Source organism: Aquiluna sp., from assembly GCF_965064355.1.
In genome coordinates this window covers 1-13,206 of sequence record NZ_CBCHRQ010000002.1, presented here as the reverse complement: position 1 = coordinate 13,206, position 13,206 = coordinate 1, and the positions used below count along the sequence as shown (strand labels likewise).

Annotated in this window: 14 protein-coding genes; 6 read left to right on the top strand and 8 right to left on the bottom strand. The window is 51.6% G+C overall.

Translation table 11 applies throughout. The annotated features are described in order from the left end of the window. Window positions 1-31: 31 nt before the first annotated feature. The 5 genes from AC128V_RS00380 to AC128V_RS00360 form a co-directional block, all read right to left on the bottom strand. Entirely contained in the window at window positions 32-1,165 is a 1,134-nt protein-coding gene (locus AC128V_RS00380; RefSeq protein WP_482762701.1) for a mannitol-1-phosphate 5-dehydrogenase, read from the bottom strand. Window positions 1,166-1,194: 29 nt separating this feature from the next. Further along, on the bottom strand, window positions 1,195-1,632 hold the full coding sequence (locus AC128V_RS00375; RefSeq protein WP_482762700.1) for a PTS mannitol transporter subunit IIA: 438 nt from the start codon (window positions 1,630-1,632) through the stop codon (window positions 1,195-1,197). Beyond that, a complete protein-coding gene (locus tag AC128V_RS00370) occupies window positions 1,625-1,939 on the bottom strand; it encodes a PTS lactose transporter subunit IIB (RefSeq protein ID WP_482762699.1) in 315 nt (104 codons plus the stop codon). Before AC128V_RS00370 ends, AC128V_RS00375 begins: the two co-directional genes overlap by 8 nt. 2 nt (window positions 1,940-1,941) lie before the next feature. Next, window positions 1,942-3,054 (bottom strand): mannitol-specific PTS transporter subunit IIC, encoded by a 1,113-nt coding sequence (gene mtlA / locus AC128V_RS00365; RefSeq protein ID WP_482762698.1) that lies wholly within the window; start codon window positions 3,052-3,054, stop codon window positions 1,942-1,944. Window positions 3,055-3,188: 134 nt separating this feature from the next. Then, a complete protein-coding gene (locus AC128V_RS00360) occupies window positions 3,189-3,947 on the bottom strand; it encodes a DeoR/GlpR family DNA-binding transcription regulator (protein WP_482762697.1) in 759 nt (252 codons plus the stop codon). A gap of 357 nt (window positions 3,948-4,304) precedes the next feature. On the opposite strand from AC128V_RS00360, the gene AC128V_RS00355 reads away from it, so the two are divergent. Together AC128V_RS00355 and AC128V_RS00350 are read left to right on the top strand one after the other, a co-directional pair. Beyond that, a complete protein-coding gene (locus tag AC128V_RS00355) occupies window positions 4,305-4,517 on the top strand; it encodes a hypothetical protein (protein WP_482762696.1) in 213 nt (70 codons plus the stop codon). A gap of 173 nt (window positions 4,518-4,690) precedes the next feature. After that, window positions 4,691-5,464, top strand: a complete 774-nt coding sequence (locus AC128V_RS00350; RefSeq protein WP_482762695.1) for a bacteriorhodopsin-like — start codon at window positions 4,691-4,693, stop codon at window positions 5,462-5,464. A gap of 177 nt (window positions 5,465-5,641) precedes the next feature. On the opposite strand, the gene AC128V_RS00345 is transcribed toward AC128V_RS00350, so the two are convergent. Beyond that, entirely contained in the window at window positions 5,642-6,106 is a 465-nt protein-coding gene (locus AC128V_RS00345; protein WP_482762694.1) for a DUF3817 domain-containing protein, read from the bottom strand. 26 nt (window positions 6,107-6,132) lie between these two features. Then, on the bottom strand, window positions 6,133-7,530 hold the full coding sequence (locus tag AC128V_RS00340) for an aspartate aminotransferase family protein (protein WP_482762693.1): 1,398 nt from the start codon (window positions 7,528-7,530) through the stop codon (window positions 6,133-6,135). Between the two features lie 191 nt (window positions 7,531-7,721). Here AC128V_RS00340 and AC128V_RS00335 point away from each other — a divergent pair, with 191 nt between their 5' ends. From AC128V_RS00335 to AC128V_RS00325, 3 genes are read left to right on the top strand one after another with little or no spacing between them, the layout of a single operon-like run. Beyond that, window positions 7,722-9,161: a cryptochrome/photolyase family protein gene (locus AC128V_RS00335; protein WP_482762692.1), complete on the top strand. Its 1,440-nt coding sequence runs from the start codon at window positions 7,722-7,724 to the stop codon at window positions 9,159-9,161. A gap of 22 nt (window positions 9,162-9,183) precedes the next feature. Then, window positions 9,184-10,710 carry an SDR family oxidoreductase gene (locus AC128V_RS00330; RefSeq protein ID WP_482762691.1) on the top strand — a complete coding sequence of 509 codons (1,527 nt, stop codon included), beginning with the start codon at window positions 9,184-9,186 and terminating at the stop codon, window positions 10,708-10,710. Between the two features lie 19 nt (window positions 10,711-10,729). Next, window positions 10,730-11,710: a Gfo/Idh/MocA family protein gene (locus AC128V_RS00325; RefSeq protein WP_482762690.1), complete on the top strand. Its 981-nt coding sequence runs from the start codon at window positions 10,730-10,732 to the stop codon at window positions 11,708-11,710. Here AC128V_RS00325 and AC128V_RS00320 read toward each other — a convergent pair. Beyond that, window positions 11,707-12,999, bottom strand: coding sequence for a D-alanyl-D-alanine carboxypeptidase/D-alanyl-D-alanine-endopeptidase (locus AC128V_RS00320; protein ID WP_482762689.1), 1,293 nt, complete (start codon window positions 12,997-12,999; stop codon window positions 11,707-11,709). The two genes, AC128V_RS00325 and AC128V_RS00320, sit on opposite strands and share 4 nt — an antisense overlap. Before the next feature lie 133 nt (window positions 13,000-13,132). Here AC128V_RS00320 and AC128V_RS00315 point away from each other — a divergent pair. Beyond that, window positions 13,133-13,206, top strand: a 74-nt coding sequence (locus AC128V_RS00315; protein ID WP_482762733.1) for an NAD(P)-binding domain-containing protein, incomplete at its 3' end; no start/stop codon positions are given.

Below are 13,206 nucleotides of genomic sequence, written 5' to 3'. Positions count from 1 at the left end.
GAACGAACTTGCCAATCAGAAGCCCGGCTACCTAAACCCGTTGCTTATTCTTGGCATCCCCGGTCGCCCTAAGTGCATACGTCCAGATGGCGTCGCTTGGGCTAAGGCCCATGTGTAGGGTGACGAAATCCTCAGTGGTAAGCGAAAGCAGTTGCTGCTGCAAATCCAAATTGGCCTGATCCTCTGGAATGTCAAATTCCAACGCTGCCTCTAGCACGGCCATTAGGGCCTTCGGCTCCTCGCCTGCTTCTGCGAGAATTAAGGCTGGTCCAATAATTCTCTCGTTGCGAGAAATCTTTCGAATTGGATCTCTGCCAACTCGAACAATCAAGTCATCAAGTAATGGGTTCCGCAAGCGGTCTAGAGTTTTTTGCACGTATTCGCTTTGCTCGGCGGCGCTGAATCCATGCTTGATTATCAAAGCCTTGGAAGTCTCTTCCAGCACTTCCGAAACCGTCCGCTCAATCTCCGGATCCTTCAGGGCTGTGGCGATTGTTAGCTGTCCGGCCTTCTGACCGAGGTAGGCGATGGCGCAGTGACCGGTATTTACGGTGTAGAGCTTGCGTTCAATAAAGGGTTGGAGATCTGCAACGAGTTTCACAGCGGGAATGCTGAGTGGAGTTTCAAGATTCTTCGTTTCAATTACCCACTCCGAAAACACTTCAACTTCAACATCTGGAAAGAGCTTGGCGTCTTGCATGGGCACAATTCGATCTACCGCAGTGTTACAAAAAATCACCCGGGACTGATCGATTCCATATTTTGCAATCTCGTCGGCCAAAAGGTCTGTCGCGTTAACCGCGTTCTCGCACGCCATTATCAAAACTGGTGCGCTTAGCTTGCGCAGCTTCAGCGCTTCCGCGATAGCGGGTGCGATGTGAGGCAAAATGTTGACTCCAACAGCTGCCGTAATCAAGTCGGCTGTTGCAAGTTCGTCTCTTAGCTTTTCTGGTTCGAGCATGGAGTTGACGGCGGAGAAATTTCGATAGTCCGAGGTGCTGCCAGCCTCACCAATCTCAATAACTCGATAGTGACCAGCCGAATTAAGCGAACTTATGACATCTTCGTTGACGTCTGCAAAAACTACGTGATAACCAGAATCTTGGAGGACGGCTCCGATAAAGCCACGGCCGATATTGCCGGCACCAAAGTGCACTGCTTTCATGGTTTGTCTCCCTTCCTAAGCTTGACGCTTCAGAGACTTGCGCCTGAAGCTATTAGCTTCAGAATTTCTTCTTTTGAATCCGAACCATAAAAAATCTCTAGATTTTCCGGCACCTGAAGGAGCTCAGCGAGCTGTCCCAAAAGCTCAACGTGGGCATCTCCTCTGGAGGCGATTCCCAAAACACAACGAACCTCTTCTTCGGCCCAAGCTATCGGTGTTTTGAGTTGAAGAAATACCAACTGATCCTTTGATACGTATTTCCGGGATTCGTCGGTCCCGTGGGGAATCGCAAACCCTACTCCGATAGCCGATGGAAAAATTTGTTCTCTCTCCCACATGGCATCTGCATACTCTTGACTTACTGCTCCCAGTTCGACCAGGAGCTTTCCGCATTGAGCTACTGCCTCCTCCGAAGAGGAGGCAGTAGCACCAATCACGATTCCGGCTTGAGTGATTAGCTCAGTCACCAACGATCTCAGCACCTTCTGATAGGTCTGACACCAATTGCGCGATTTTGAAATCACCCAAGAACATGTCGAAAACGATCACCACCGAGCCAGGCACAGCTTGCCTTGCGCGACTCCCGAGACCACGGTGACAAAGCACCAAGTCATGAGGTTCGTCAGCAAGCTGATTGACGGGGGTGTGGCTCACGGTGATACCGGTGTGCTTCAGCTGCTTTGCAAGCATCCTCGCAACCATTACCGATGAACCCATGCCAGCTTCGCAAGCAACAACGATGTGCTTGACGTCAGCGCCGGAGATAGTTGCCATCGCTACTCAGCAGCTCCGGTCTTCATTGCCTTGCTCTTTGCCCTAGCAGCGTCTAGGTCGTCGTTCCCAGCCTTTGAAGCCTTCAGGATCAAGAAGGAGACTACGAATGAGACTGCTGCCGATAGCAAGATTCCTGCAAACACACCGAAGTGGTTTCCTGGAGGGGTAACTGCAAGGTAGGCGAAGATGGATCCTGGAGATGGTGTTGCAACTAGTCCAACTCCGGTAGCCAAGAAGATTGCAACACCAGTAGCACCACCGGCAATTGCGCCAAGGATAACTAGTGGGCGAAGCAATACGTATGGGAAGTAGATCTCGTGGATTCCACCAAGGAAGTGGATGATGATTGCTCCAGGTGCGGAACCACGAAGGATCTTTGGACCAGCTAGCCAGAAGGCAACCAAGATTCCAAGACCAGGACCAGGGTTGGTCTCAAGCATGAACATGATTGACTTACCAAGCTCCTCGGACTGAACAACTCCGATCGGTGCAAGTACACCGTGGTTGATTGCGTTATTGAGGAATAGCACCTTTGCTGGCTCAATCAAGATTGAAGCAAGTGGCAACAATCCAGTGTCTATAAGCGCTTGCACGCCCTTGCCCAAGACGTCCGAAAGTGCATTTACGCTTGGTCCAATTCCTAGGAATCCAAGGATTGCCATTAGCAAACCGGAGATACCTAGTGAGAAGTTGCCGATCAGCATTTCGAATCCAGGAGGGGTAACTGGGTCTAGAACTGAGTCAATCTTCTTCAAAACCCATGCAGCTAGAGGACCAATAATCATGGCACCTAGGAACATTGGGATTGAAGTTCCCACAATCACACCAACTGTTGCCACTGCACCGATAACAGCTCCACGCTGTCCGTGTACAAGTCGACCACCGGTGTAACCAATGAGGATCGGCAATAGGTTGACGATCATTGGACCGACCATGGCAGCTAGCTGCTCGTTAGGTGTCCAACCGGTCGGGATGAAAAGTGCAGTTAGGAGTCCCCAAGCAATGAATGCTCCGATGTTTGGGATTACCATGCCTGCAAGGTTTCCACCTAGCTTCTGAACCGCTGCGCGCCAGCCAGTGTGGCCACCGTCACCCGCGGGGATAAAATTACTCATGGGTACTGCCTTCCTTTAGGGGGTTTGTATTCACGGGTCGGTGATTTCGATTTTTTGGAGCTATTTCGGAGGCCCAAAGGTCTTGACCACCGTCCCTATCCCTCAGACCCGAGTGAGGGGTCGTTAGGAATTCTTTACGCGAGCACAACATCTACACCTGCACTCGAGAACTTATCTAGATACTTCTGCTCAATATCCAGATTCGTGACCACTCGGTCAAAGTCATCAAAATTTGCAAACTTGGCGGGATATGCGATCCCAAACTTTCCGCTGTCCGCAAGCAGAATTCGCTCGCTGGATTGCTGCATCATGATCTTCTTCACCTGGGACTCATCAGTGTCGAAGGCTGTTATTCCGCCCTCCAACGATGCGCCGTTGGTTCCAATGAAGGCCAAGATGGCGTTGTAGTCAGCGACCTCAGACGCGGTCTTCGCCCCAACAGAGCTGTGGGTTGCCGGACGAATGCGACCACCCAGCACAACGGTTTGGGTCGAGCTGTCTGCGAGCTTGGAGGCGAGATTGATGTTGTTGGTAACGACAATTAGCTTTGGCTTATCTCTGAGGTAAGGGGCAAGGCATTCGGTTGTAGAACCGCCATCGACAAAGATGCATCCTTCTTCCGGAATGTATGAGGAGGCGAGCTGAGCCACCATTCGTTTTTTGTCAGGGTTGAGGCCGAGTCTTTCGGTCATCGTGTACTCGTGACCAAAGCGATCGTTTGAAATCGCTCCGCCGTGCACCCGACGAAGTGCCCCTCGGCGCTGAAGCAGATCTAGGTCTCTTCTGACGGTCTCTACGGCGACATCCAGTTTCACAGCGGCGCGGCCTGCATCAAGCTTTCCCTCGACGCGCGTCCACTCAACTAACTTGAGTCTTCGCTCTTCTGCCAACATCCTTGTTGTTCTCCGTTTTTGCCTGTATGGCGAATTTTCAACGACAGTAACAGCGAATTCTCAGAAAAAGACGTTGAAACGGGCAGAAACCCACAAAAAAAGATAACTTTTGTATAACTACTACCGTGCCCCCATCATCTGACGCTGGCAGAGCAACACACGTGCGAATTGTTCATTTTCATCGGAAAAACCACCTTCAATTCTCCGCGAAACCGGATGTCCACCTGGTGAAATAGGAGTTTTGGCTAGGACTTCTTTTCTATCTAGCTGTCGGTTGGGCAGTATCTTTAGCCCTAGATGCGAATATGAAAATGATCGAAGCCTTTATGCCTTTGACTTTTATCAGTTAGGAGACCAGTGAATCTGAATCTCGATAGTTTTTGGTACGGAATACTTGTGGTGGCCGCCGTGCTGTTTTTCGGCTGGAGAGTTTCCAAGAGCATAAAAGCGATAAAGGCAGCCAAAGCTGCAAAAAAGCCAGCTCCGCTCATCGAATGGATCTACATAGTTATGGCGCTGTTCCTGGCTGGATTGTTTATTTTGAACGCCTTCGGACTGGTCAACGGCTAAGGAAATCCGCAACAAGTTACCAAAACGTTACCTTTTTTACGGCTGAGCAACTCCCATCATGCTGTTAAATCGCTGTGAGTCGAGCAATGTAGCCGATTCGCCTGAGCCGACAAAGCTCGACGAGTGGACTTCTGACTTGTACCTAAACAAAAGTCATTGAAAGGACTTTCGAAATGGAATCATTGATCAGCGAGGGCGGATACAACATCGTATTCAACATGCTCTCTTTGGGTATTGCAGCGATGCTTTTCACCACCATCTTCTTGGTGATGGCAAAGGACCGCGTACTACCTCGTTACCGCATGGCAGTAATGGTTTCGGCAACCGTAACCGGTATCGCTGCTTACCACTACTTCAGAATGTTTGAGAGCTTCGAGCACGCATTCGGTCCAGATGCAATTGAAGGCGCTGTCTACAACGTGGGCTACCGCTACGTGGACTGGTTCCTAACCGTTCCACTTCTATTGGTTGAGACCATTGCAGTTCTTGGCCTAGCCCGCGCAGTACAGAGCTCACTACTAGTTCGCCTAGTACCAGCAGCTGCACTGATGATCGGTCTTGGTTACCCAGGTGACGCAGGCCTAAACATCGCAGGCATCGCGCCTTCGGTCTGGGGTCTGCTATCAACCCTTCCATTCCTATACATCTTGTACGTACTATTCGTTGAGCTAGGCAAGTCCCTAGACAAGCAGTCCGCTGCTGTTCAGCGCAAGATCAAGGAACTACGTCTACTTCTTCTAGCAACCTGGGGTGTTTACCCACTAGCTTTCATCGCAAACATGAACGCAACTGGTTTCGACGAGGGTGGATTCGTACTACGCGAGGTTGGCTACACCGTGGCTGACATCTTGGCTAAGTGTCTATTCGGCCTAGTTATCTTCACCATCGCTCGCATCAAGAGCACTGAGGAAGACGCTAGCTTCGCAAAGACCGAGTTCAAGGACTAATAGAAAGGTTCATGACTCCAATGAAAAAGATTGATTGGGACGTTGTCCAAGCCCTAGTGCTAGTGGGAATGCTTCCAGCGATGTTGATCTTTGGAGCCATCTTCCCTTCGCTATTCGCGAACTACTAAAGCTAAAAAGAAACCCCGGGTCCTAGGACCCGGGGTTTTTCTTTAACTACTATTTGAACCACTCGGTTGGTGGCCCTAGGAACAATAGGAATGCGAACACCGCCGGAATGGCGATCAGCAAAACTGCCAGCAGCACAAATGGGCGAGCTATAAACCAGCGAAATAGTCGATCGATAAAACCCTTATCTCTGGGGTCTTGACTCGACTCAGTTCTCCAAGATCCCTCAAGCGCCGAGGTTGCGACCAACCTACGCTCAAATGGAATGGTTGCGAATGGCACAATCGCCAGCGCCACCGCCAGGGCCAACTTCCCAAAGCTCCAGCGCTGGTTGATGCCAACCAACAGTGCGGTTACGGCAAAGCCCAAAAAGACGGCTCCGTGGATGCCTCCGGCAATCGTGACAATCGCTGGGATTGGATCTCCCATCGCGCGAATCACCAGGGCGGCAATAAGCAGCGTCCAGGTAATGGCCTCGCCTCTAGCGAAGGTTAGGAAAAGTTGCTTCGGTTTCACATAACTCCCTTGGTTGCCCCAAGAGTTTATGCGCGCAGGGCCTTTGCCAACTCCCTAAAGTGCTCGACCATCTTGTCCATGTCCTTCTGAGTGTGCATTAGCGAAACCAACCACTGCTCATCTAGTCCCGGAGGGGTTATGATGCCGCGGTTGATGCCCCAGAGCCAGCTCAGTTCGGCAATTCCAAAGTCAACGTTTTTGAAGTCGCGGTAGTTGCGCACTGGAGTCTTAGACCAGGTGATTGCTCCCTTTAGTCCCAATCCGATGGTGTGAGCTGGTAGCTCATACTCTTCAATAATTGCGTTGATCTTGTTCAGGGTATTGACGTTGATTTGCTCGGCCTTTTGCATAGCCTTCGGAGTTACTAGCTTTTCGACCGCCATGACAGCTGCCATAACCAGCGGGTTACCGTTGTAGGTTCCGTAGTGTGCCATGCGACCATCGACAACCGCGTCCATGTACTTTTGTTTGCCACCGAAAGCAGCAACCGGCAGGCCGCCGCCGATGCTCTTGGCCAAGGTGATTAGGTCAGGCTCGACACCGGTTCGACCGGCTGCTCCTGCCTCTCCAGCGGTGAGTCCAGTCTTTACCTCGTCAAAGATCAAGCAAATGTCGTACTTATCGCAAAGCGCTCTCACGGCATGAAGGTAGCCCTCGTCCGGAAGCACGATGGAGATGTTCTCCATTACCGGCTCCAGGACAAATGCCGAGATCTTATGAGAGTTTTCACGCATGATCTTCTCGAGGTATTCGAGGTTGTTGTAAGGAACTACAAACACCTCTCCGGCCTCGACCTCAGGTGGAATATCTGGAGTTGGCGCATTGCCATCACCAATGTTCTCAAGCTTTGGCTTTACCGAAACTTGCAGTGGGTCGTAACCACCGTGGTAGCCACCCTCAAGTTTGATGATTGCCTTTTTGCCATTGGTCGCACGTGCGGTTCGAATTGCATACATCAGTGACTCGGTACCGGAATTGGTAAAGCGAATCATGTCTAGGTTGAAGCGCTTCTTAAACGTTTCAGCGGCGATGGTTGCAGTTGGAGAAGGGGTAACGAACAAGGTGCCAACGCTGTTTAGTGCGCGCTTTACCGCTCGCACGACACCCGGGTGAAGGTGTCCAACCATCATTGCGCCAAAGCCCATGGATAGATCCAAAAGCTTGCGGCCGTCGACGTCCTTGACGTAAGCGCCTTTAGCGCTTGCTACTGAAATGGGGTAGGGGTCCCAGTGTTGGAAGCTAGATGTAACTCCCATTGGTAGGGACTTGCTGGCTTGAACGTTCTCTTTGCCAGATAGTTTTGTGGTTTTTTTGAATAGCTCCCACTCTGCGGCGAGTAGCTCTTTAACTCTGTCTTGATTCAATTCACGAGAGGTATTAGGCACCACTCGGTATCCAGCAGGGTCGTGTTTTGGGTTATGCACTTGTGACACGAGTATCACTCCTTTGTGTTCACCCACTCTCGCACAATGTTTGAAAAAACACCAATTGGCAGCTAGTGGGTTTGTGAATAACTCTTTGAACCAAATTTTTGGCCACTGGTTTAGGAAATGAAACAGCCCAAAATTCACATATACCTAAAGCTCGCAATCCACTCCAAGCTGAAAGGCCAGCCATGCAATTGCTACTCGCCGATCAGCTTGGACCACACTTTGAACTCGAAGAAAAACTGCTGCTGCCGATTGTCGACAGCCAATTTTCTAAGCGCAACTACCATCGCCAAAAAGCTCACCTGATTCGCTATGCGCAGTTGGCAAGAGCAAAGGCTTCGAATGTTGAAACTGTTCGGCTGGAAAATTATCGAGAGCTAAAGACTTTTTCTGGGATAACCAGCATGGTCAAAGGATCTTCTCGATCCTTTGACGCTCTAGCCGATTCGCTGAATCTAACCAAGTTAGATAACCCAGGCTTTTGCTCAAACCAAGACAACTGGAACGCTTACCTTTCCAAGGCTGGTAGGCGATTGCGTCTCGAAGATTTCTATCGCCTGCAGCGTCAGCGACTGGACATCCTGATGGATCACAAAGAACCGGTTGGCGGCAAGTGGAACTTTGATGAGGAGAACAGGCTCCCTCCCCCAAAGCCAGGTCTTGGTCTGCCATCTCCATATCGCCCAATCGAAGACGAGTTGGACAATCAGGTCAGGGCCGAGCTTGATGCACTTGAGAAAAGCGGCAAGGCAACATTCATCGGATTAGATGGCCCAAGGATTTTCCCTGGGGATCGCCAACAGGCGTTGGCTGCGCTAAATGATTTCATTACGAATCGCCTAGATCTATTTGGGCCATACGAAGATGCGATGGATAACCGTGATTGGACTATGGCACACTCGATGCTCTCGGTCCCGATGAATCTTGGGCTTCTCTCGCCACGTGAAGTAGTCGATGCAGCGGTTGATGCATACAAATCTGGGGCTGCTCGGCTTGCAAGTGTTGAGGGATTTGTCAGACAAATCATCGGCTGGCGAGATTACGTTTGGCAGCTTTACTGGCACTTTGATCAGGACTACCAGAACCTAAATGAACTCGGAGCGACAGCAGAAATTCCGGCGGGCTGGCAAGACCTAACTGCCAAGGGGATTGACGCAAACTGTCTTTCCAGCACGCTGAAAGATATCAACGAACGCGCCTGGACCCACCACATTCCAAGACTTATGGTGCTGGGTAACACCGCCCTACAGCGCGGGTTTGACCCCAAGGCGGTAAATGATTGGTTTATCGATGCCTTTGCCGATGGCACCCCTTGGGTGATGCCTGCAAACGTGATTGGAATGTCGCTGTATGCCGATGGCGGCAAGATGTCCACCAAGCCCTACACCTCAGGTGGTGCATACATAAACAAGATGAGCAACTACTGCGGCTCTTGCAAATTCAAACCAACTGTTCGAGTTGGTGAGGATGCCTGCCCATTCACCGCCGGTTACTGGAACTTCCTATCCAAAAACAGTGAGCGATTGAAATCCAACCACCGCATGAGCCAGCCCATGGCTGGTCTTCGCCGGCTAACAGATTTAGAACAATTGCTGAATCAGGAACAAAGCCGGGAATCGCTCTGAGAGGCCTTAGGTTTTAGACACTATGCCAAAAGAAATTACCGCGGGACTTACGATCCTTAAGGACAAGAGCGGTAAGCCCGCGCTCTGTTTAGTTACCGGAGCCACCGGCTATATCGGCGGGCGCCTAATTGTTCAGCTTCTTGAAGCCGGTTATCGCGTTCGAGTGCTGGCTAGAAATCCACAGCGCCTCTCAACCCACGCCTGGATCAATCAGGTAGAGGTAGTTGAGGGTGACGCAAACGATGAGGCAGCGCTAGATTCGGCACTAGCCGGGGTCTCGGTGGCTTACTACCTATTGCATGCGCTCTTGGTCAAAGGTGACTTCGAGCAACTAGAGCGCAACATGGCGCAAGTCTTTGGTGATGCAGCCAAGCGAAACAAGGTCGGCAAAATCATTTACCTCGGTGGCATCATCACCCCGGGACAAGAAGCTTCCCCGCACCTTCAGGCGCGAGAAGACACCGGTCGAATTCTTGCCGAATCTGGCGTTCCAACTTTTGAACTAAGAGCTGGAGTAGTAATCGGTTCTGGTTCGGCGTCTTTTGAAATGCTGCGCTACCTAACCGAACGCCTGCCGATCATGACCACCCCGAAGTGGGTCAAGAATCGCATTCAGCCAATCGCAGTTAGAGACGTGCTTCGGTATTTGGTCGGCACTGCCGGGCTGACTTCTAAACAAGCCGGCGTTTACGAAATCGCAGGCCCAGAGATTTTCACATACGCAGACATGATGCAGGCTTACGCCAAGGTCGCCGGACTTAGAAAGCGCATCATCATTCCGCTTCCTGTGCTGACTCCAAAACTCTCAAGTGGTTGGGTTGGGTTGGTGACTCCCGTTCCAATTACCCTGGCCAGGCGCTTGGTTGACAGCCTCAAGAACGAGGTGGTTGCAACCGACCAGCGAATTCGCAAACTGATTCCCGACCCTGAGGGAGGGCTCACCAACTTTGAACGAGCGGTTGGTCTAGCGCTGGTGAAGATCAAAGAGGCCAGAGTGGAAACCCGCTGGTCAGATGCATCATCCCCTGGAACCCCATCTGAACCGCTACCTACCGACCCCGATTGGGCAGGTGGCTCGCTCTATAAAGATGTCCGCATCTCCCACACCAACGACTCCATCGAAGAAGTCTGGAAGCGGGTTGAGGCAATTGGCGGCGACAACGGCTACTCAACCGCAAGCTGGGCTTGGGAACTGCGCGGCATTATGGACCGGCTTGTGGGAGGAGTTGGGCTTCGACGAGGCAGACGCGACCCCAACCACCTAGAGGTTGGCGATGCACTGGATTTCTGGCGAGTTGAGCAGGTCATCCCGCAGCAGCTATTGCGACTGCGTGCCGAGATGAAACTGCCTGGTTTGGCATGGTTGGAATTTGACCTAGAAGTCGATGCCGCAACCGGTGGAACGATTTTGACCCAGGTGGCAATCTATGCTCCAAAGGGCCTATTTGGTCAGATCTACTGGTGGGCCGTTTGGCCAATGCACGGGTTGGTTTTCCCATCGATGGCCCGCTCACTGGCAGGGTCCAATAAAGTAACCAAAGGCTCCTAAATAAGTTAGTTGGTTACAGATGGCAAAGATTCGCTGGGCAATGGTTGGTACCGGCTTGATGGCCGATCTGATTCTTCGAGACTTTCCCCTAAGTGAAAACACCGAGCTGGTTGCCCTGGTTTCAAGAGACTCCTCCAAAGCAGATCAGAAGCTAGCCGAAGTTGGAATCAGCGCACTGAGTCTTTCCTTTGAGCAGGCAATTGCTCACCCTGAAATTGACCTTATCTACATCGCCTCTCCTCACTCCGAACACTTTTGGATGGCGAAGGCAGCTCTTGAGGCCGGCAAGCACATTTTGGTCGAGAAGTCATTTATGAATTCGGCCGAAGAGGCCGAAGAGATTTATGCACTTGCTCGGCAAAAGCACCTCTTCTCCATGGAAGCGATGTGGACCAAGTTCCTGCCGCTGCACAATGAGCTCATTGAAATCGTGAAGTCCGGTCGTATTGGACAACTGCGTTTGATCGAAGCCGACTTTGGTTTCTTGCGAACCTTTGACAACAACCACCGATTGTTCAATAAAGAACTTGGTGGTGGGTCGAGTTTGGATCAGGGCGTCTACACCACAACGCTAAATCGCTGGTTTGCCGATAGCCCAATACGACACCAAACCACCACTGGCTATAACTACCCCAATGGTGTTGATGCGCTGGCAATGACCAGTTTTGAATTTGCAAATGGAGTAACGGGCCGAGGCAATTCCTCACTTTCAACAGCACTTGGACTGGCAGCCAGGCTGGTTGGTGATCTTGGAATCATTGAGATTCACGAGGCGTTCTGGCACACCACCGACGCCGTGATCAAAACCTATGAGCCAAACAGCGATGTGGCAAAAGTCGAGAGCATCTCCAGACCGCGCAAGGGTGCGGGCTACGTTCACATGATTGAAGCGGTGAGAAACTCAGTGCTTGCCGGTGAAATTGAGAACCGCCAGCACACTCACTCCTTTAGCCTCGAAATCATGCGCTCACTGGATAAAACCCGCGCAGCCCTGGGTTAGTTACTGAGGCTAGCTCCACACTGGTAGAAGCGGTAAACAAGGTTGTCCATTGCCAAACGGTGGTTGGCGTTTGCCCTATCCGCCAGGTTGTAAACAGTAAAGATTAGCTCGGTGCCGTCTTTAGCAATCAAGAATCCGGCCAGCGAATAACCGGAGCGGATGTAGCCGGTTTTAGCAAAGACCTTGCCCTTGGTGTCTACCTTGCTTCCGGTAGCAAAGCGAGATTTGAGTGAACCGCTCTGGCCTGAGACGGGAAGCCCTGCCTCAAGTGCTTCGTAGTCACCGACTCCTTGGTTGACCAGAACCAGCAGGTCATTTATCAATGCAGCTGGCACCTGATTGAGTTTCGAGAGTCCCGAGCCATCGACGATGGAGATCTGCGAAACATCTAAACCGCGGGCCTTGAGAACTTTCTTGTAGAGCGTGTTTAGCGAGGCCATGCTGCCATCGAGGCCGTACTTGATGCTCGCCACCCGGCCTAATGCCTCAGCGAGGGAGTTGTCTGAGACCCGCAACATGTTGGCAATAAGTTCACTAACCGGACGTGATTGCACGCTCGCGATAACAACCGAGTTGCTAGGTGCTTTTGCAATGGTGGCTTTCAGCCCGGATGCAATGCCCTGCTTATTCAGGGATGCAACAAAAAGGTCTCCGGCTTGCTTCACAGGAGTCGCGGTCCGCTGAGCTAGCCAACTGTTTGGATAGCGGGTGCTGGTGAGTCTCGCGGCATCAATCTGCAGCGCGGAAACCGGAGCCATGTAGCCAGAGGTCAAACCGAGCTTGCTCCAGGTAGGGTGCCACTCCTTATCGCCACCAAACAGCGAAGAGTCAACCGAGACAGCAGAGATGGAAACCGAGCTGGCTTTGGCCCAGGCCGCTATTTGCTTGGTCATAGAGTCCAGCTTTGGCGCCTTGGCATAGTAAGAAGTTATGTTTCCCGGCATCCGCGAAAGCGTGATGTCTCCGGCCCCTACCAGGTAGATCTTTCCCGGTTCAGTTGGGCTGACCATCACGCTGGTGGTGATCCGGTAGTCCGGCCCCAAAACATCTAGGGCAACAGCGGCGGTGAGCACCTTCATGACCGATGCGGTTCTGGCTGGCTGCTGCTCGTTCTTAGAGAAAAGCGTTTGACCGCTGGATGCGTTGATGACCTCAACGTGAAGCTGCTTGATATTGCTTGATGCAAGCTGCTTTTCTGGCGTGCAGCCGGTGGCGTGAGCGGGCGTTGGAAATAGCGCCACAATCAAAATTGAAATGGCCAGCAGAAGGGATTTGGTTTGTTTTTGCATGCTTGGGCAAAACTAACAGCTTGCGCCAAATACCAGCCTCTGGCTCGCCAAAGTAGGGTAACCTAATAGAAATTTCCGCCCATTGTTGCGCGCGTAGCCTGAGTACTTCCCACCCCGTTTCTAAAGGAATTTCATGTCAGACAAAGCAAATATTGGTGTCGTTGGTCTTGCCGTTATGGGCTCGAACCTAGCCCGCAACTTGGCATC